The sequence below is a fragment of the Streptomyces sp. NPDC127114 genome (genome assembly GCF_042677525.1).
Classification (GTDB): domain Bacteria; phylum Actinomycetota; class Actinomycetes; order Streptomycetales; family Streptomycetaceae; genus Streptomyces.
Genome location: NZ_JBHXTJ010000001.1, coordinates 423,526 through 441,558, shown reverse-complemented (window position 1 = coordinate 441,558; position 18,033 = coordinate 423,526). Strand labels below are relative to the sequence as shown.

Genomic DNA, 18,033 nt, shown 5'->3' with positions numbered 1-18,033 from the left:
ACAACCTGAGCCGTCCGGGGGCGGCGCCCCGGCAGAGCGGCTTCGCGGGCCCTCGGAAGCCGAACGCGGCGGACGGCCGGTCCCGAGGTCCCCGCCGCACCCGCGGCGAGGACCTCGGGCTCGTCAGGAGCCGAGGGGGCAGGTGCCCCGGTACTCCTCGATCGTCAGGCTCGGCCGGGGCAGGGGGCAGAGGAACTGGTCGTAACGGGTGTCGTCGTCGATGAACCGCTTCAACCAGGAGATGCTGTACTTCGCGATCGTCGTGTCGGAGCTGTTGGGGGTGAAGTGCGTGGCCCCGTTGAGCTCCAGGTACGCCTTGTCCAGTGACGCCGGCAGGCTCTCGTAGAACGGCTCCGAGTGGGTGGCGACCGGGGCGACGGTGTCGCCGTCGGCGCCCACGACCAGGGTCGGGGTGCTGATCTCGGGCCAGGTCTTGTCGGTGTTCCAGCCGGTGAGCGGGATGGCGGCCTTGAGCGAGGGCCGGCTCTTCGCGGCCTCCAGAGTGCCCCCGCCGCCCATCGAGTGGCCCATGACACCCAGCCGCGAGGCGTCGACGCGGCTTCGGACCGAGCTGCGCTGGGTCAGGTGGTCGAGTGCCGCGAGGAGCTGGCGGCCCCGGCTGTCCGGCTGGTCCAGCGTGGTGAGCGTGTCGATCGTGAAGACGACGAAGCCCTGCGAGGCGAGCCGCGGTCCGAGCCACGCGATCGAGGACTCGTACGCGGTGAAGCCGGGGGAGATCACCACGGCGCCGAACGTGCCGTCGCTCGTCGAGGTGGGGTAGTAGATGGTGCCGCCGCCGAACCCGACGGCGGCGAGGGAGGAGACGCTGGTCTGGGAGACCGCGTACGGACCGCGGACCGCTTCGATGGAGGCCACGGTGGGCGCGGGGCCGCGCTGATAGGGATTGTCCGCGGCGGTGGCGGCGGTGGCGGGCGCCGCCAGGAAGGCCAGGGATGACAGGGCTGCGGCGGCAGCGATGCGTCGTTTCACGACGGAGTCGTCCTCTCGAGTCGTGTGCCGTCATGGCGTGGGCTGCGCGAGCCGACCGCGAGCCGGCCGGCGCACCGGTACGGACCGGCCCCGTCACTGTCGGGGCGACGCGGGAGGAAGACATCGGCGAAATGACCGGCCACCCGGTCCCGCCGTGCGCCCTCGCTGCCGAGGTGTGGTCATCGACGCGGCCGCGCCGGATTCCGGCGGACGGTGAGGACAGTCCTCCGCGTGGTCGCGTCCCCGTCGGGGCACACTGGCGGCGTGCGCATCGTGATGATGACGGCGGGGTCGCGCGGCGACGTCGCGCCGTACACGGGTCTGGGCGCCGGTCTCGTACGGGCCGGGCACGAGGTGACCCTGGCCACGCACGGGGTGTTCGAGCCGCTGGTGGCGGGGTCCGGGGTGCGGTTCCGTCCGCTGCCGGTGGACCCGCGCGCCGAGCTGCACTCCGCGCGGGGCCGGCGGCTGCACGACGCGAGGTCCGGCGCCGGCAAGCTCGTACGCCTCGTGTCGATGGCCCGCCGCGCGGTCGCCGAGATGACGGCGGCGCTCGTGGAAGCGGCGCGCGAGGGCGAGGTGCTCCTCGTCGGCGGGGCGCTGGGGCCGCTCGGGTACGCCCTCGCCGACGGCCTGTCGGTGCCCGCCCTGGGACTGCACCTCCAGCCGCTGCATCCGACCGGGGAGTTTCCCGCTCCCGTCCTGGGGACCCGCTCCCTGGGCGCGGTGGGGAACCGGCTGAGCGGACGGGCCGTCATGACGTCGGTGGAGCTGATGTTCTCCGACGCCGTGCGGTCCCTGCCGCGGCGGTACGGGCTCGTGGCGGCGGGCCGCTCCGGGGGCCGACGGGTGCGGCCGGTGCTCCACGGCTACAGCGAGCTCGTGGTCCCCCGGCCCCGGGACTGGCCCGCCGGGCTGGAGGTGTCGGGGTACTGGTGGCCGCATGAGACGCCCGGCGGACGGCTGCCCGGAGAACTGGAGGACTTTCTCGCCGCCGGGCCTCCGCCGGTCTTCGTCGGTCTGGGCAGCGCGACCGTGCCCGATCCCGAGCGGGTGAGCCGCGCGATCGTCACCGCCCTGCGCGCGGCGAAGGTGCGCGGGATCGTGCAGAGCGGCTGGGCGGGCCTCGACGCCCAGGGGGACGACGTCCTGACCGTCGGCGAGGTGCCGCATTCCCTGCTGTTCCCCCGGACGGCCGCGGTCGTCCACCACGCGGGAGCGGGCACGACCGGCGCCGTCCTGCGGGCCGGAGTGCCCTCCGTCCCGGTGCCGGTCCAGTTCGACGCGGCGTTCTGGGCGTCCCGGCTGACCGCGCTCGGCACCTCGCCCGGGGCGGTGCCGCTGCGCCGCCTGACCGCCGGGTCCCTGGCCGGCGCCCTGCGACGGGTGACGCGGGACGGCTCGTACGCCGCCCGCGCCCGCGCGCTCGCCGACGGCCTCGCCGCGGAGGACGGCGTCGCACCGGTGCTGGCCGCGCTCGCCCGGCTGTCCGGCTGACCGGGGGCCGCCGGCGGGGCGCGGGGCCGCCGCGCCGTGCGTGCGGCCGGCGCGACGGGGTAGCCGCATGCGGAACCACCCGGAGCCGTACGCGCGCGGAGGGAGACGCCATGTCCCTGGAGCCCGGATCCCGGTGGGCGTCACCGGGCGGCGACGGCGCGGACGGGTTCCGGCTGCTGCTGGTGCGCCATGCGAAGGCGGTGCCCAAGGACCGGCCGGTCGACGACTTCGACCGCGAGCTGAGCAAGCGCGGCAGGAAGGACGCGCCCCGGACCGGTCGCTGGCTCGCGGACTGCGGCCCCAGGCCCGACTTCGTGCTCTGCTCCCCGTCGCGCAGGACCCGCCAGACCTGGCGGCTCGCCGCCTCCGAGCTGGACGACCCGCCGACCGTCGTCTACGACGAGCGCCTCTACAACACGCCGCCGAGCAAGCTGGTCTCCGTACTGACGGAACGGGGCCGGGGCCTTCGTGCCGTGGTCCTCGTCGGTCACAACCCGGGGATCCACGAGCTTGCCGCCGGCCTGTGCGGGAGCGGCCCCCCGGACCTGCTGGAGCGGGTGAGGGCGGGCTTCCCGACCTCGGGAGTGGTGGTGATCGAGGTGCCCGGCGGCTGGGAGCGGCTGTCCCCCGGCAGTGGAAGGGTGATCGCCCGCCGGTCGCCGGCCGACTGATCCCGGGGCCGGCCGTTCGGCGACGGCCCGACGGCTGACGGGTACGCGGGCGCCGGCGGGTTCACCGGCGCCCGGGGTGCCATTCGGCGAGGAGGGTGGTGGCGTCGTCGCTGAGGCGCTGGTCCTGGTGCACGAGGATGTGCTGGATCAGGCGCCGCAGCGCCTCGGGCGCGGGCAGGCCCTCGGTGAGGGCACGGACGACGATGTCGGCCAGGCGCCGCTCGCCGAACAGCTCTCCGGTGGCGGAGCGGGCGTCGGTGACGCCGTCGGTGAAGAGCAGCAGCCGGTCGCCGGGCTGCAGCTGGGCCGTGTGGACGGGTGGCGGACCGACGTCGTAGCCGGTCAGGCCGAGCGGCGGGTGGGGCGGTCTGTCGAGCGCACCGGTCACGATGCGCCGGTCGCGGATCAGCAGCGGGGCGGGGTGGCCGCAGTTGATCCACTCCAGTCGCCCGGTGGTGGTGTCGAGGTCGCCGATCACGCAGGTCAGCAACCGGTCCGGGATCCAGCGCTCCAGGGTGCGGTCGATCTCCGCCGCGATGTCGTCGAGGCCGCCGCCGGCGCGCCGGGTGGAGCGGCAGGCGGCCAGCGCCGCGGCGCTGCAGCCGCCGGACGCGAGGTCGTGACCCATGGCGTCCAGCAGCGTCAGATGCAGGAGGTCTCCCGCCAGGCTGTGGTCGTACGCGTCCCCGCCGATGTCGTACGCGGGCTCCAGGACGGCGCTGGAGGTCACCGCCGCCGTGCCGATGGTCCGGGGCGGCATGAAGGCCCACAGCAGCTCCGCCTGCAGGCTCATCGACCGGGTGCGCACGGTCCGGGTCAGGACGTCGCTGAACGGCTGCTTGGTGGCCAGGATCATGGCGACCAGGCCGGCGAGGGCCTCGCACCGGTGCAGGAGTGACGCGTCGATCTCCGGCGCGGTGACCCGCAGGACTCCCACCCGGCCGATGCCGTCCACGACCGGGAACCATCCCGTACGCTCCCCGCCGCCGGAGTCCGGCCGGCTCAGCCGCACGGACTCGGTGCGGTACGCGTGTCCCGCGAGCGAGTTGTCGACGGGCAGCGTCTCCGGGTCCACGGTCCGGTCGTCGGCCGTGAGCCGGGATGCCTCCTCGGGGTCCGGGAGGGCCACCAGACCCTGCTGCTGCAGGTCGGCCACGTAGACCCGGGCACCGGTCAGCCCCAGCCGCCGCCCGGCGTCCGCCACGAGCAGGGGGATCGCGCGGGGCGCGAGCCGGTGGGACGCGGCCAGCATGTCCGCCAGGACCGTGCCCAGGGTGTCGCCGTCCACAGCACCGCCCTTCGCCGCCGGTCACCGGCGGACCCGGTGACCCTCCCATCATGCGCCGGTGCGCGCTCGCGGGCCGTCCCGCCGTCCAGGGCGATGCGAGCGGTCACCCGCTTGCCGACGGACTCCCGCCGCGGCGCGTCGGGAGGGGGAGGGCCACGGTCCGAACGTCTTCGGCGACGGCGGAGTGATCCCCGGAGACCCGGGTACGCGGACGCTGTCCGACCCGCTGGAAGGAGCGGCCGGCGACGGATCCGTCCGTGACTGTTCGTCACCGGCCACGGTCACCGAAGACGACCGTCGTGACGGGCTCTGAGGCGGCCCGCACGTCCGGCGCCGCGCCCTGCGGGAACACAGCGACAGAGGAGTGACAGCGATGACCGACCATCTGTGGTCCTTCAGCACCGAGTCCGGCCACCTGGCGGGTACCGACCTCACCGGGTGGCGCGTCGAGGCCTCCGACGGGCACATCGGCAAGGTGGACAAGCACTCCGACGAGGTGGACGACTCCTATCTGGTCGTCGACACGGGCGTGTGGATCTTCGGCAAGGAGGTGCTCATCCCGGCGCGGGCGGTGACCCGCGTCGACCTGGAGGAGCAGACCCTCCACCTCGCCCTGTCGAAGGAACAGGTGAAGGACTCGCCCGAGTTCGTCTCCGACAAGCACCTCGCGGACCGCCAGTACCGCGAGGAGATCGGCCAGTACTACCGCATGGCCTGGCCCTTCCGGGGTGGCGCGGGCGGCCTGTGACGGGCCGCCGGTCCACTCCGGTGCGCACGAGCTCGGCACCCGGACGAAGGTGCCTCCGGACAGGCGGCCGGCGCGGATCGGTCCGACGATCCGGCGCCGGCGTGTCTTTGGCAGGGGTGACAGGAGTCGAACCTGCGGCATCCGGTTTTGGAGACCGGCGCTCTGGCCAGCTGAGCTACACCCCTTCGGTGTGAGGGAAGCGTGCCATGCCGACGGGAGGCGGCGCCACCGGATATCGCGGCCAGGAACGGACCATCACCGCCCGCGCCGGCATCCGCCGGACCGGCTGGCATGGATCCCGGTCGGCGGGGCAGGCGGGTGTCGAGCGATGGGACACGCTCACGCCGGACGATCCACGGTTCCCCCCTGCCGTGGGTCGTCGGCACCCGTGAGCGGCCCGCACCTCGTGGAGGTGCGGGCCGCTCGCATGCCGCCCCGAGCTGCCGCCCCGAGTTCGTGCCCCGGGTCACGTGCCCTGGAGGGCCGGACCGCAGCGGTCTCCCCGGAGCCCCGGGGTTTGACTCCGGGAAGAGCGGCAAGCCGAACAGACAGGCACCGGAAGCAGGGTGACGGCCAGTCGGTCGACGGAACCCCGCCCAGGAGGCGCTCATGTCGAACCCGGCGCGAGCCCTCGTCCGCGTGGAGCCGTGCGCCGCACCGGTCCGCCCGCCCGCCGCCCGACCCGCTCCCCGGTGACGCCGCCGTCGCGGCCGCCGGAGGTCGCCGTCCCGTCCGAGGACCCCAGTGCCTCGGGCCGGAGCGGGGAGAGCCGCACGGACGCTCCCGCCGTGACCCCCCGACGCGCCGCGCCGACGGGACGGGCAGGAGGGGCGGGCAGGAGGGGCGGGAGAGACCGGACGGACCGGCCGACGGTCGCGCCGCCGGTGACCGCGGGCGGCCCCCGGCGACGGCGGGAACGCCCGTCGCGGACGGTGGCGGCATCACGCGCCCCCGCGAACGGCCGGTACGGCGCGGGCCTGACTCCGCACCGTGCCGCGCCGGACGGAAGCTCCCACGCTCGGCGGGGGCTTCCGTCGTGCCGGCCCCGCTCCGAGGCGCCGTACGTCCGCGCCCCCGAGAACCGGTCATGGGCGGAGCGCCACCGGACCCGGGTGGCACGAGTCCGCTCCTGCCCCGTGCTGCAGAGGAGGACCTTCATGAACGAACGGAACGGCGGTACGCCGGAGGACGAGCCGAGGGAGGCGCGCCGCGGCGGAAAGGCACGGGAGCCGGACCGCGGCACCGGTGCCGTCACCGGTGGGCAGGACGGGCGCGGCGAGACGGAGGAGGAGCGCGCGGACCGGCGCTGGCAGGAGCTCCTCCAGGAGATCCGGGTCGCCCAGACCGGCGTCCAGATCCTCCTCGGCTTCCTCCTCACCGTGGTGTTCACCCCGCCCTTCCGCGCCCTGGAACAGACCGACAAGACGGTCTACGTGGTGACGGTCGTCCTCGGGTCGCTGGCGACGGGTGCGCTGATCGGCCCCGTCTCCTTCCACCGGATCGTGGCGGGGCGGCGGGTCAAGCCCCAGGCCGTCGTCTGGGCCTCCCGGCTCACCTTCACCGGCATCCTGCTGCTGCTCGCGACGCTGACCGCCGCCCTCTTCCTCATCCTGCGGGTGGCGACGCACGACCCGTACGTGCCCTGGCTGGTCTCCGGTGTCCTCGCCTGGTACCTGATCTGCTGGTTCGCCCTGCCGCTGTGGGTCCGCACCCACTACGCCGACAGAAGCTGACCGGAGCACCACCCGGGAAGGCCCCACGGCCCGATGCGCGTACCGGCCCGGGACCGCCGCCGGCGGGGGAGGACGACGCGGAGGGGCGGCCCGCCGACCGGCGGGCCGCCCCATCTCCGTGCCGGACGAGGTGCCCCCGTCCGCCGGGTCAGTGCTTGAAGACGTCCTTCGCCTTCTCCTTCGCGCCGCGCGCGTCGCCCTTGGCCTGCTCGGCCCGGCCTTCCGCCTCGAGACGCTCGTCGTCGGTCATCCGGCCGACGGCCTCCTTGACCTTGCCCTTGGCCTGCTCGGCCTTGCCCTTCATCTTCTGCTCACCGGACACGAGGGATCGCTCCTTCTCCGTGCGACACATCTGACAACAGAACGCCTCACCGGAATCGGAGGGAACAAACCCATGGAAATCCGGCGCGGCACCGCTCAGCGCGCACCGGAGGGAAGGTTCTCCTTGATCTTGGCGATGGCGAAACCCCATCCTTGCGACACCGTCGGCTTCCCCGGCACGGCCACCTCCGCCGGGTTGGTCAGCACGTCGAGGAGGACCGGGCCGGGGAGGGCGAGCGCCTTGCGCACGGCCTCGTCCAGCTCGCCCGGCGCGGTGACACGGATGCCGGTCAGCCCGAGCGCCTCGGCCACCGCGGCGAAGTCGGGGTTGTCCAGTACCGTCCCGAACTCGGGGAGCCCGGCCTGCTCCTGCTCCAGCTTGACCATGCCCAGGCGGCGGTTGTCGAAGACGACGAGCTTCACCGGCAGCCGTTCGGAGCGGATGGTCATCAGGTCGCCGAGCAGCATGCCGAGGCCGCCGTCGCCGCAGAAGGCCACGACCTGCCGGTCCGGCGCCCACAGCTGCGCCCCGATGGCCTGGGGCATGGCGTTGGCCATGGAGCCGAGGTTGTACGAGCCGATCAGTCGGCGGGTGCCGCGCATCCGCACCAGCCGCGAGAGCCAGACGGTGGCCATTCCGGTGTCCGAGGTGAAGATCGCGTCGTCGGCGGCGTGGCGGTCGACGGCCGCCGCGAGGGCCTCGGGACGGATGTCCGCCTCCCGGTTGTCGAACACGGCCCGCACCCGGCCAAGGAGACGCCTGTCGTGGGCGGGATCGGCGAGGCCGGCCTGGCCCTTCCGCCAGTCCGCGTACCGCTCGCGGGCCTCGTCGAGGTGGGAGCGCGACGGGACGGGCGCCAGCAGCGGCAGCAGGGCCCGCAGCGTCGCGCCCACATCCCCGGCGAGCCCGATGTCCACGGGAACGCGGCGCCCGAGGTGCTCCTCACGGGCGTCGATCTGCACGACCCGGCAGTCCTCCGGATACCAGTCCCGGTAGGGGAAGTCCGTCCCGAGCATGATCAGCGTGTCGCAGGAGTCCATGGCGTGGGCGGCGGCCGGATTGCCGATGAGGCCGGTCTGGCCGACCTCGTACGGGTTGTCGTCCTCGAAGCCCTCCTTGCCCTTCAGGGTCAGCACCATCGGTGCCGACAGCAGGTCGGCGGCGCGCAGCACCTCCTCGCGTGCCTCCCGGGCGCCGCGCCCGACGAGGAGGGTGACGCGCGAGCCCCGGGCGATCGCCTCGGCGGCCTCGGCGAGCGCCGGGTCGTCGGGACGCGTGACGGCAGGGCGCGGCAGCGCGAACCGCGTCGGCCGGTCCTCCTCGACCTCCCGGTCGCCGAGGTCGCCGGGGACGGTCAGCACCGCAACGCCCCGCCCGGTCACGGCCGCCCGCACCGCGGACTCCAGCAGCCGGGGCATCTGGGACGGTGAGGTCACGGTGGCCCGGTACACGGCCACGTCCCGGAACAGGAGGTCGTTGTCGACTTCCTGGAAGTAGTCCCCGCCCATCTCCGACAGCGGCACCTGGCCGCAGATCGCCAGGACCGGCGCCCCGCTCTTGGCCGCGTCGTACAGTCCGTTCAGCAGGTGCACCGAGCCCGGTCCCACCGTGCCCATGCAGACGGCCAGTTCTCCGGAGAGCTGGGCGTGCGCTCCGGCGGCGAAGGCGGCCGCCTCCTCGTGGCGGAAGCCGGTCCAGCCGATGCCCTCGGTGGTGCGGATGGCGTCGGTGAGCGGATTGAGCGCGTCGCCGACCACGCCGAAGACGCGGCCGACACCGAGGTCCGCGAGCCCGTCGACGATCACCTGTGCGACGGTACGAGTCATGGGGTCTCCCTTCACTGTGGACGCCGACCGGTTCACCGGAGGGTGAACCGGTCCGGACGAGCCGCCTTCCCGTCGCCTGCCCAGGTGCCCGGAACCGATGCGGGCGACAGCAGCAGACCGGTGCCGGACCCGGTCCGCCCCCGTCCCGGACGGGCGCGGTCGAGCGCGGTCGAGCGCACGCGAGCGGAACGGGCGCGGCGAGACCCGCGGGCTCGGCTCCCCCGGGTTTAGCCTGCGGGAGTCCGGCGAGACGATGCCCATGAGTGCTTCGGAGAACACCGGAAGGAATCAGTTCCCCTGGACCGGCCCCTACGTCGTCCCGGACCAGCCCGGCCCGATGCGGGCGGACGACCCCGACGTGGACGAGGGATACGAGCCCGCCGCTCTCCGGGAGCCGCGCGTCCTGCCCGCGCCGTTCGCCGAGAAGGACCGCGCGGCCGCGTACGCGGCCCGCGGCGCCGGGCGCGGGCTGTGGGCCGCCGCGCGTGCGCACCCGACCGTGACGGCCGGTGCCGCGGCCGGTACGGCGGCCGCGCTCGCCCTCGCGTACGGCTGGGGGCACCGCGCCGGACGCCGGGCCGCGCGGCGCGAGCTGGGGCCGGTGGCCCTGCTCTTCGGGCGCCGCGGCTGAGCGGGCGGCGCTTCCCGCCCTCGTGGGAGGCCGGTACGCGTGTGTACGCCCTCCGGCCGTCCCTCTGCCTTTCGTCACCGTCCTCACGGAGGTAGATCCGCATGCTCCCCCTGCTTCTCGTCCTGCTTCTCGTCCTGCTCCTCTTCGGCGCCGGCTTCGCCGTCAAGGCGCTCTGGTGGATCGCCGTCATCGTGCTCGTCCTGTGGCTGCTGGGCTTCGTGGCCCGGCCGAAGGGCGGCACGGGCCGCTGGTACCGCTGGTAGGCGGCCCCCCGGCGCCCGCCCGCCCGTGGCGTGACCGAGCCCGGCACCTCCGTCGGAGAGTGCCGGGCTCGGTCGTGTGCTCAGCCGCTCAGCACCGAGTCGTCCTCGGGGCGCGCGCCCGGCAGGCGATGGCGGGCCGCGATCAGCGCCGCGTCCACGTCACGCGTACCGGTGGCGACGCACAGCGTGTACGCGAGGTCGTCCATACGCCGCCGTACTTCCTCGCCGCCGTTCTCGGCCTGGAGCACCTTGAGCGTCGTGTACTGCTCGATGAGATCGCGCAGGACCACGGGGTGGGCCATCAGCACGTACTGCTCCCCTCGTCGTCGGGGCGGGGGACCGCCCGGCTCGACGCCCGTGTACCCCGCCGGGGGTGTCGTACGCCCTCCGTCCAGGACCGGAGAGGACGGGTTCCGGCCGGATGACCGGCACCGCCCTCCTCTTGTCGATCACGGAGGGGTAGTGTCGTCATGATTGCCGTACGGCAACGATCGCGGCCGCCGGAGCCGGGTGCGACCCGCGCCATGCGCCGGACGACCGCTCTCCGGGTTCAGCCGTCCGACAGCCTCGAACGCCGGCTGGACCGGCTGCCGGCGCGCGGCGAGTCGGACACGGACGACGACACGTGCGTGGCCGGTGTCCAGGTGTCCCGACCCCGTCCTTCCGCCCCGAGACCGGCCCGACCCCCCATGGAAAGCAGGGAACATGCTCGAGCGAGAACCGAATCTGGATGTCGACGTCGAGATCCGCGACGACCGCACGGCGGTGCTGATCGTGGCGGGCGAGCTGGACATGGAGACGGCCGGCCGGCTGGAGGAACTCCTGACGGAACAGCTCGGCCAGGGGCGGCGCCGTCTCGTGCTGGACCTGTCCGCCCTCGACTTCATGGACTCCTCGGGGCTGAACGTCCTGATCAGAGCGGTCATCAAGGCGCGGGAGACGGGCGGCGACCTGTATCTCGCCGCGCCGACCCCGGCCGTGCGCCGCATCCTGGAGATCACCGGCGTGACGACGACGATCCCGCCGCACGACGGCGTGGCGGACGCGCTGGCCGCGGCCGGCGGCGCGAGATAGCGGGGCTCCGCACCGGCTCGTGGGGGTCGTCGAGGACGCCCTGAGGGAGCACTGCGGGGTGCTGCGGGTGGAACTCCGCCTGTCGGATCACGGTGTTCGCGCGGGGATCAGGCCGAACTGACGTCCTTCAGCAGCGTGCGGGCGGGTGACGAGGCGGCCGCTCCGCTCCCTCCCACGGCCTCGTGGAACCCGGTGAGCCCCCGCAGCAGCGCCTTGCGGTTCGCCGGCGACATGCCCGCGATGACCGCCAGCAGGGCCTCCTCGTGCTGCGCCCTGAGGTCCCGCAGGTACGCCTTGCCGCGCACGGTCAGGTGCAGCTCCAGCTGGCGCCGGCTCACCGGGCTGGGCAGCCGCTGCACGAAGCCCAGCGCCTCCAGCCGGTCGCACATGCGGCTCACCGAGGGCGGTGCGGAGCCGAGCACCTCGCCCAGGGTGCGCAGGCTGATGCCCTCCTCGCGGTCCAGGCTGTACAGCACGCGCAGCTGACTCGCCGAGACGGGTGTCGACGACACCATGTTCCGGCCGCGCTCCCACAGCACCTCCAGCAGCTCGACGAGCTCCCGGGCGGACTCTGCCGTCCGCTGCGGTTCCCGTGGCGGCGGGGCGGGGTTGCCGTTCATGCCTGCCGACCCTCCTCGGACGTCCCGGGCCGGGGACAGCGGCCTTGCGACGGTCCGGTCATCTCCACATCCAGCTCCGCTGTCGCGGCGCTCCTGGCGCCTTGCGATGCTTCCCCTCGGCCCTGGCCGGCCTGGGGGAGACCCCGTGCACCAGACGCCGCGGCCTGTCCCGCCCTGCTCCGTCGGAGTGGCCCTTGGCGACCACGGATTCACGACCCTGCGCCCCGTGGAGCCCGTCCAGACACCTGCCGGGGTGCCGCACGCGCCCGCGGACGCGGGCCCCGCCGGCCGCGTCTTCCGCACCCGGCAACCATATCTTTTCCGTGATGTCGGGCTCACGGCGACCGTTTGCCTGCCCGTCACGTCCGCGGCGACCGTTCGGCGTCCTGCCCGCGGACCGGTCCACCCCGGAGACCACCGCGAGCCTCGCCCGGGTCGCCGAGACCCTCGGACACGCACCGCCTGAAGGGCTCGGACGTCCCCCGGGCCGTCGTACGGGCGCTGCGCGGGACACCCCGTGGCGCGCCGGACGCCGTCCTCGTACGCTGTCTCGACCGGCGCGGCCACGAGGCCGGGCCGCCGGGCGAGGGACGGCACAGGGGCCCCACCCCGACCGCACCGGCGTCCCCGTGACGCGCTGTCGGCGGGTGTGACCCGCGTTGCGCGCGGTGTGGGAACCATGAACAGGGGAAAGGCGGGTACGAGGAGCCCAGCCGCCGACCCGGGACGAGGGGAGTACCAGCGCCATGACGGACGCGATCACCGCGGAGCGCGCGGTCCCGGAGCCCCTGCTGTCCGCGGGCGCCGTCTACGACGACGCCTCCCGCCGCGGGGCGATCGCCTCCGCCCGCGCCTTCACGGCCGAGTTCCTCGCGGCCGCCCCGAGCGTGCTGCCCGCACCGGTCCGCGAGGAGCGCGTCGAGCTCGCGCAGCTGGTGGTCAGCGAACTGGTCACCAACGCGATCCGGCACACGGCCGGCCCCTGCCGGCTCCTCCTCGAACTGGGCCGCGACGCCCTGGACATCTCGGTCTTCGACCAGGAGGCGGCCGCCCCCGTGCCCCGCGGACACGACCCCCGCCGCGTCGGTCAGCACGGCGTCGAGATCGTCGTCGCCGTCTGCGAGAGCCTGACGGTGGAGCCCGCCCCGGAGGGGAAGCGGGTCCGCGCCCGTCTCTCCCTCCTGCCGCAGTACGCCGGCACGGCGAAGCCGCCGGACCGGCCGTCGCGCTGACGCACCGGCACCTCACCGGCCCGCCGGGCGCCCCACGGCCCCCGGGGGACGCCGGAGGCCGCGATCCGACGGCCGGTCACCGGCGGTCGTCCGCCCGGCGGACCCGACGTTCCAGCGCATGCCGCTCGGCCTCGGTCAGGCCGCCCCACACGCCCGACGGCGGGTGCGGCTGCGCCAGGGCCGCACGCAGGCACGGCTCGCGCACCGGGCAGCGCCGGCACACCTTCTTGGCCTCCTCCGCCTGCGCGAGGGCGGGAGAGCCGGTCCCCACCGGGAAGAACAGATCGGGGTCGACCTCCTGGCAGGCCGCGGCCGCACGCCAGCCGTCCATGTGAGCCTCCTGGCACAAGAATGAGGGGATTGGTCTCCCCGTTCGCCTGACCGTTCGTCCGTCCGTGAAACCCGGGCGGGACCGCCTGGACCGAAGGCGACACCCCGGGCCGCGCGGCGGAGGACCCCGTTCCCGCGGGCTCCTGACGGCCTTTCACGACCTTCACCGAATCGCGACGGAATCGGCGCATCCGCCACGAGGGCACGAGGTGTAACAGGGACGGGACGGGTCAGGCGAAGACCGCACCCGCTCGCTGACAGCCCCTCAGCCGGAGGACCCCCATGCCCCAGCACCCCGTCGCGCCGCTTCCCGCACCGCGCGTCCTCACCCGGCCCATGGCCATGGCCCTGCTCACCCCGGACATGACGTTCCGGATCGACACCGTCGTCGGCTACGACTCCCGCGACCCCCACGCCCTGACCATCGCCTTCCACCTCCTCGGCGAGGACCCGGTGGTGTGGCGCGTCGACCGCGAGATGATCCTCACCGGATCCCTCCGGCCCACCGGCGACGGCGAGATCCGTCTCCGTCCCGACCCCGACGGGGGACTCCTCCTGCGGCTCGGGCCGACGGGACAGCGCGCCGTCGTCAGATGCGAGCGGGAGGCACTCGGCCGCTTCGTGCGCGACACCTTCGTCCTGGTGCCGCAGGGCACGGAGGAACGCCACATCGACTGGGGACCGCTGCTCGCGTCCCTGAGGCTGTGACGTGCGGTGCGCCGGACCGCCGTACGGGGACGACACCCGTCCCCTCACGGGGCCCGTGGCGCGGCTGCCTCAGCCGGGAAGGCCGGGGGCGGCCGGGCGGAAACAGGCCGTGACGTCCTTGCCCCGCGGACAGGGCCGGGTCCGCACGTCGTCGGCGAGCGCGTCGACCAGGAGCAGTCCGCGCCCGCCCAGCGCGCCGTCGTCCGGGCTGCGCTGCTCGGGAACCAGCGGCGAGGCGTCGTGCACGGTGACGTGCAGGCACTCCTCGTCCCAGGTGAGGATCAGCTGCGCGTCGCTGTGGGCGTGCACATGGGCGTTGGTGACGAGTTCGGAGACCGTCAGCACGACGGAGTCCGCCACGCCGGGAGCGGTACGGTCCCAGCCGAGCGCCGCCAGGTGCTCCCGCGTCCAGTCCCGGGCCGTCTTCACGCTGCTGCCCAACGGCAGCGACCGCGCCCAGCCGACGGCCCTCATCGAGGGATCCCGTGTCATGACTCTCCTTCGGACGACCGGTTCGAGTTCCGTGTGCCCTCGACCCGGAGGAAGGAACCGACCGGAAACACCCAGGAGTTGCCGGGTGTGGAAGTAAGAAGTCCGGGTACGCGAGAAGCCTCAGGGCCACGCGTCCCGACGAGGAACACACGTGAAAGGGGAAAGGTGTGACGGTCACCACGATGTCGACCACGGGAATCGAGTCCGGAGCGGGGACGCTGCCGCAGATCCCTGACACGTTGGCGGTCGCGCCCAAGGACGCGAGGGCCCTGTCGAAGGTCTTCTTCCAGGAGCTCGCGACGCTGGAGGAAGGGACGCACGAGTACCAGTACGCGCGCAACACCCTCATCGAGATGAACATGAGCCTGGTCCGCTACGCCGCCGGGCGGTTCCGCCACCGCGCCGACGAGATGGAGGACATCGTCCAGGTCGGCATGATCGGCCTGATCAAGGCGATCGACCGGTTCGAGCTGTCGCGTGAGGTCGAGTTCACCACCTTCGCCGTCCCCTACATCGTCGGCGAGATCAAGCGGTTCTTCCGGGACACCTCCTGGGCGGTGCACGTACCCCGCCGGCTCCAGGAGGCGCGGGTGGAGCTGGCCAAGGCGACCGAGGAACTCAGCACCCGCCTCGGCCGGATGCCGACGGTCAAGGAGCTGGCCGACCTGATGAGCCTCACCGAGGAGGAGGTCACCGAGGCGCGGCTGGCCTCCAACGGCTACAACTCCTCGTCGCTGGACGCCGCCCTCAGCGGCGAGGACGAGGACGGCGACGCCTCGCTGGCCGACTTCATCGGCACCGAGGACCCCGCCATGGCGCTGGTGGAGGACTTCCACTCGCTGGCCCCGCTCATCGCCGACCTCGACGAGCGCGACCGCCGGATCATCCACCTGCGGTTCGTCGAGGAACTGACCCAGGCCCAGATCGGTGAACGGCTGGGCTGCTCGCAGATGCACGTCTCGCGGCTGCTCGCGCGCACCGTGAAGCGCCTGCGCGAGGGCCTGCTGGGCACCGCCGCCGACTGACCCGGCCGGCCCGCCCGGGCGCGGTGCCCCGCCTCCCGCAGGAGCCCGGCCACCGGTCGGGCTCGAAGGCCGCCGTGCCGGGCCGGCTCGAAGGCCGCGGTGCCGGGCCGGCCGGCCGGGAAGCCGTGAACACGGCGCGGAGCCTGCGGTCGCGACCGCGCGGAAGGATGATGGGTCCATGGAAGGGCTGCCTTTCACTCCTCCCGCCGGGGCGGACGAAGGCGGGCCGCTCGGTCCGCCCCCGGCCGCCTTCGCCCTGCTCGCCGCGGACGGAGTGCTCGTCGGGTGGAGCCGCGAGGCCGAAGCCCTCCTGGGGTATCCCGCCGCCGAGGTCCTGGGGCGCCGGGCGGCCGACCTGCTCGTCACCCCGCACAGCGATCGCCACGGACCGGACGAGCGGGGGCCGGGCCAGCGGCCGCGGCTCGACGGGACAGGCAGTGCCGTCGTCGACGTGCGCCATCGCAGCGGACACACCGTACGTGTGGCGGTGACCCTGCGCCCCCTGACCTCCGGCGCCGACGGGGACCCCGCCGGCCGGTCCCCGTCCGCCGTCCTCGTGGCGGCCGAGCTGGAGCAGCTGCGCTGGTGGGAGACCCGGCAGGCGATGCTGCAGGGGCTCGTGACCCAGTCGCCGGTGACACTGACCATCTACGGACCGGGCGCGCGCCTCCTGTGGGCCAACGCGTCCAGTGTCCGGGAGCTCGGCGGCGACCTCACGGCGTCACTGGGCCGCTCCATGACCGAACTCTTTCCCGGCGATGTCCTCACCACCCAGCATCCGGAGCCGCCCGAGGACTTCGTCCAGCAGATCCTCGACACCGGTGAACCGGTCATCGACGTGCATTTTCGAGGCCGGGCCCCGGCCGACCCCCGCCGTGAGCGCGTCTGGTCCTCGTCCTACTTCCGTCTCCTTGACGGCAGGGGAGAGCCGGTGGGGGTGTGCGAACAGTCCATCGACGTCACCGACCACTACCGCGCGCAGCAGCGCCTCGCCCTCCTCGCGGAGGCCGGTGCCCGGATCGGTGCGTCGCTCGACCCGTTCGGAACGGCGGCGGAGCTCGCCGAGACCGCCGTGCCGCGGTACGCGGACACCGTGCTGGTCGACGTGGCGGCGGAGGTGCTCGCGGGGGAGGAACCGAGGCCCGCCGCGGCGTGGGACCTGGTACGCGTGGCCGATTCCGACGGAGACCCCTCCCGGGTGGGCGAGCGGGTCTCGTACGCCGCCGGAACGCCGCAGGCCGAGAGTCTGGCCGGGCGCCGTGCGACCGTGGAGGCCGAGGTCGCGCCGACACGGCTGTACGTCCCGCTGATCGTGAGAGGGACGCCCTGGGGCCTCGTCACCTTCGTGCGGGGCGGCGAATCGGAACCCTTCGACGACGGCGATCGGGCGGTGGCGAAGGAGCTGGCGTCGCGGGCCGCCGTGTGCATCGACAACGCCCGGCGGTACCGCCGGGAGCACACCGCCGCGTTCACGCTCCAGCGCAGTCTGCTGCCCCGGTCGCTGCCCGAGCTGAGCGCCGTCGAGGCGGCGAGCCGCTACCTGCCCGCCGACAGCCACCTCGGCGCCGGCGGCGACTGGTACGACGTCATTCCGCTGTCCGGCGCGCGGGTCGGACTCGTCGTGGGGGACGTCGTCGGCCACGGGCTGGGGGCCGCCGCCACCATGGGGCGCTTGCGCGCCATGGTGCGCACCCTGGCGGAACTGGACCTCGCGCCCGACGAACTCCTCGCCCGGCTGAACGATCAGGTCGGCAAGGACGCGACCGACCAGAACGCGCGGGGACCGGACGACAGCGGCGCCGTCGGAGCGACGTGCCTGTACGGAATCTACGATCCGGCTTCCCGGACGAGCACCTGGGCGGCGGCGGGACACCTGGCGCCGGCCGTGCTGCAGCCGCACGGCGCCGTCGGCTTCCTCCGCCTGCCGCCCGGGCCTCCTCTGGGCGTGGGACGGCTTCCGTACGAGAGCACGGAGGTGGAGCTCGCCGCGGGAAGCCTGGTCGTGCTGTTCACCGACGGCCTCGTGGAGGCCCGGGGGCAGGGCATCGCAGAGGGATCGGACCGCCTGGCGGCCGTGCTCGGGGAGCGACCAGGATCGTCGGCGGAGCTGTTGTGCGCCCAGATCGTCGCGCAGCTGGTGCCCGACCACGTGCGGGACGACGCGACGCTGCTCGTCGTACGCACCCGTGCGCTGGACGCACACCAGGTGGCGGCCTGGGAGCTGCCCCCGGACCCCGCGCTCGTCGCGCGCGCACGTGCGATGGCCGCGGAACAGCTCGGGCGGTGGGGACTGGACGATCTGGCCTTCACCACGGAACTGGTGGTCAGCGAGCTGGTCACCAACGCGATCCGCCACGCCTCCGGCCCGATCGGTCTGCGCCTCATCCGGGACCGCACTCTCATCTGTGAGGTCTCCGACTCGCAGCACACCTCACCGCACGCCCGTTACGCCGGCAACGACGAGGAGGGCGGACGCGGACTGTTCATGGTCGCCCAGCTCACCGACCACTGGGGTACGCGTTACATGCCCGCAGGCAAGACGATCTGGGCGGAACAGGCCTTGCCCGTGCCGTGACGGCCGCC

At 73.9% G+C, this 18,033-nt stretch carries 19 protein-coding genes and 1 tRNA gene; 11 read left to right on the top strand and 9 right to left on the bottom strand.

The genetic code is table 11. The annotated features are described in order from the left end of the window. Positions 1–123 precede the first annotated feature (123 nt). The gene (locus ACFVGS_RS01970) at positions 124–990 is read right to left on the bottom strand and encodes an alpha/beta hydrolase family protein (protein WP_385689388.1); all 867 of its coding nucleotides are present in this window, start codon (positions 988–990) and stop codon (positions 124–126) included. Between the two features lie 264 nt (positions 991–1,254). On the opposite strand from ACFVGS_RS01970, the gene ACFVGS_RS01965 reads away from it, so the two are divergent. Both ACFVGS_RS01965 and ACFVGS_RS01960 read left to right on the top strand, forming a co-directional pair. Beyond that, positions 1,255–2,487 (top strand): glycosyltransferase, encoded by a 1,233-nt coding sequence (locus ACFVGS_RS01965; protein ID WP_385689386.1) that lies wholly within the window; start codon positions 1,255–1,257, stop codon positions 2,485–2,487. Between the two features lie 110 nt (positions 2,488–2,597). After that, positions 2,598–3,158, top strand: a complete 561-nt coding sequence (locus tag ACFVGS_RS01960) for a SixA phosphatase family protein (RefSeq protein WP_385689383.1) — start codon at positions 2,598–2,600, stop codon at positions 3,156–3,158. 61 nt (positions 3,159–3,219) lie between these two features. On the opposite strand, the gene ACFVGS_RS01955 is transcribed toward ACFVGS_RS01960, so the two are convergent. Then, positions 3,220–4,446: a PP2C family protein-serine/threonine phosphatase gene (locus tag ACFVGS_RS01955; protein ID WP_385689380.1), complete on the bottom strand. Its 1,227-nt coding sequence runs from the start codon at positions 4,444–4,446 to the stop codon at positions 3,220–3,222. A 373-nt stretch (positions 4,447–4,819) separates the two neighbouring features. Between ACFVGS_RS01955 and ACFVGS_RS01950 the strand changes: the two genes are divergently transcribed. Further along, positions 4,820–5,194, top strand: a complete 375-nt coding sequence (locus ACFVGS_RS01950) for a PRC-barrel domain containing protein (protein ID WP_384411404.1) — start codon at positions 4,820–4,822, stop codon at positions 5,192–5,194. A 108-nt stretch (positions 5,195–5,302) separates the two neighbouring features. On the opposite strand, the gene ACFVGS_RS01945 is transcribed toward ACFVGS_RS01950, so the two are convergent. Then, positions 5,303–5,379 (bottom strand) — tRNA-Trp (locus tag ACFVGS_RS01945). 972 nt (positions 5,380–6,351) lie between these two features. Here ACFVGS_RS01945 and ACFVGS_RS01940 point away from each other — a divergent pair. Beyond that, entirely contained in the window at positions 6,352–6,927 is a 576-nt protein-coding gene (locus tag ACFVGS_RS01940) for a DUF6328 family protein (protein WP_385689377.1), read from the top strand. 148 nt (positions 6,928–7,075) lie between these two features. Here the strand turns inward: ACFVGS_RS01940 and ACFVGS_RS01935 are convergent, their stop codons facing one another. Together ACFVGS_RS01935 and ACFVGS_RS01930 are read right to left on the bottom strand one after the other, a co-directional pair. Next, positions 7,076–7,249 (bottom strand): CsbD family protein, encoded by a 174-nt coding sequence (locus ACFVGS_RS01935; RefSeq protein WP_384421624.1) that lies wholly within the window; start codon positions 7,247–7,249, stop codon positions 7,076–7,078. Positions 7,250–7,344: 95 nt separating this feature from the next. Beyond that, on the bottom strand, positions 7,345–9,075 hold the full coding sequence (locus ACFVGS_RS01930) for a thiamine pyrophosphate-dependent enzyme (RefSeq protein ID WP_385689374.1): 1,731 nt from the start codon (positions 9,073–9,075) through the stop codon (positions 7,345–7,347). A gap of 259 nt (positions 9,076–9,334) precedes the next feature. Here ACFVGS_RS01930 and ACFVGS_RS01925 point away from each other — a divergent pair, with 259 nt between their 5' ends. Both ACFVGS_RS01925 and ACFVGS_RS01920 read left to right on the top strand, forming a co-directional pair. Next, positions 9,335–9,706 (top strand): hypothetical protein, encoded by a 372-nt coding sequence (locus tag ACFVGS_RS01925; protein ID WP_385689371.1) that lies wholly within the window; start codon positions 9,335–9,337, stop codon positions 9,704–9,706. Between the two features lie 101 nt (positions 9,707–9,807). Next, entirely contained in the window at positions 9,808–9,969 is a 162-nt protein-coding gene (locus ACFVGS_RS01920) for a DUF5670 family protein (protein ID WP_384421619.1), read from the top strand. 80 nt (positions 9,970–10,049) lie between these two features. On the opposite strand, the gene ACFVGS_RS01915 is transcribed toward ACFVGS_RS01920, so the two are convergent. Further along, positions 10,050–10,277, bottom strand: coding sequence for a DUF5133 domain-containing protein (locus tag ACFVGS_RS01915; protein ID WP_384421617.1), 228 nt, complete (start codon positions 10,275–10,277; stop codon positions 10,050–10,052). Positions 10,278–10,674: 397 nt separating this feature from the next. On the opposite strand from ACFVGS_RS01915, the gene ACFVGS_RS01910 reads away from it, so the two are divergent. Continuing rightward, positions 10,675–11,043 (top strand): STAS domain-containing protein, encoded by a 369-nt coding sequence (locus ACFVGS_RS01910; RefSeq protein WP_384421615.1) that lies wholly within the window; start codon positions 10,675–10,677, stop codon positions 11,041–11,043. A gap of 107 nt (positions 11,044–11,150) precedes the next feature. Here the strand turns inward: ACFVGS_RS01910 and ACFVGS_RS01905 are convergent, their stop codons facing one another. Next, complete coding sequence (locus ACFVGS_RS01905) at positions 11,151–11,663, bottom strand: MarR family transcriptional regulator (protein WP_385689368.1); 513 nt, start codon at positions 11,661–11,663, stop codon at positions 11,151–11,153. Positions 11,664–12,409: 746 nt separating this feature from the next. Here ACFVGS_RS01905 and ACFVGS_RS01900 point away from each other — a divergent pair. After that, positions 12,410–12,895: an ATP-binding protein gene (locus ACFVGS_RS01900; RefSeq protein ID WP_385689365.1), complete on the top strand. Its 486-nt coding sequence runs from the start codon at positions 12,410–12,412 to the stop codon at positions 12,893–12,895. A gap of 76 nt (positions 12,896–12,971) precedes the next feature. On the opposite strand, the gene ACFVGS_RS01895 is transcribed toward ACFVGS_RS01900, so the two are convergent. After that, positions 12,972–13,226 (bottom strand): WhiB family transcriptional regulator, encoded by a 255-nt coding sequence (locus ACFVGS_RS01895; RefSeq protein WP_384421609.1) that lies wholly within the window; start codon positions 13,224–13,226, stop codon positions 12,972–12,974. 281 nt (positions 13,227–13,507) lie between these two features. Here ACFVGS_RS01895 and ACFVGS_RS01890 point away from each other — a divergent pair, with 281 nt between their 5' ends. After that, positions 13,508–13,933, top strand: coding sequence for an SsgA family sporulation/cell division regulator (locus tag ACFVGS_RS01890; protein WP_384421607.1), 426 nt, complete (start codon positions 13,508–13,510; stop codon positions 13,931–13,933). 69 nt (positions 13,934–14,002) lie between these two features. Here the strand turns inward: ACFVGS_RS01890 and ACFVGS_RS01885 are convergent, their stop codons facing one another. Then, complete coding sequence (locus ACFVGS_RS01885) at positions 14,003–14,425, bottom strand: ATP-binding protein (protein WP_384421605.1); 423 nt, start codon at positions 14,423–14,425, stop codon at positions 14,003–14,005. Positions 14,426–14,592: 167 nt separating this feature from the next. Here ACFVGS_RS01885 and ACFVGS_RS01880 point away from each other — a divergent pair, with 167 nt between their 5' ends. Both ACFVGS_RS01880 and ACFVGS_RS01875 read left to right on the top strand, forming a co-directional pair. Further along, positions 14,593–15,450, top strand: coding sequence for an RNA polymerase sigma factor SigF (locus tag ACFVGS_RS01880; protein ID WP_385689362.1), 858 nt, complete (start codon positions 14,593–14,595; stop codon positions 15,448–15,450). A gap of 178 nt (positions 15,451–15,628) precedes the next feature. Then, positions 15,629–18,025 carry a SpoIIE family protein phosphatase gene (locus tag ACFVGS_RS01875; protein ID WP_385689359.1) on the top strand — a complete coding sequence of 799 codons (2,397 nt, stop codon included), beginning with the start codon at positions 15,629–15,631 and terminating at the stop codon, positions 18,023–18,025. The last annotated feature ends 8 nt before the right edge of the window (positions 18,026–18,033 follow it).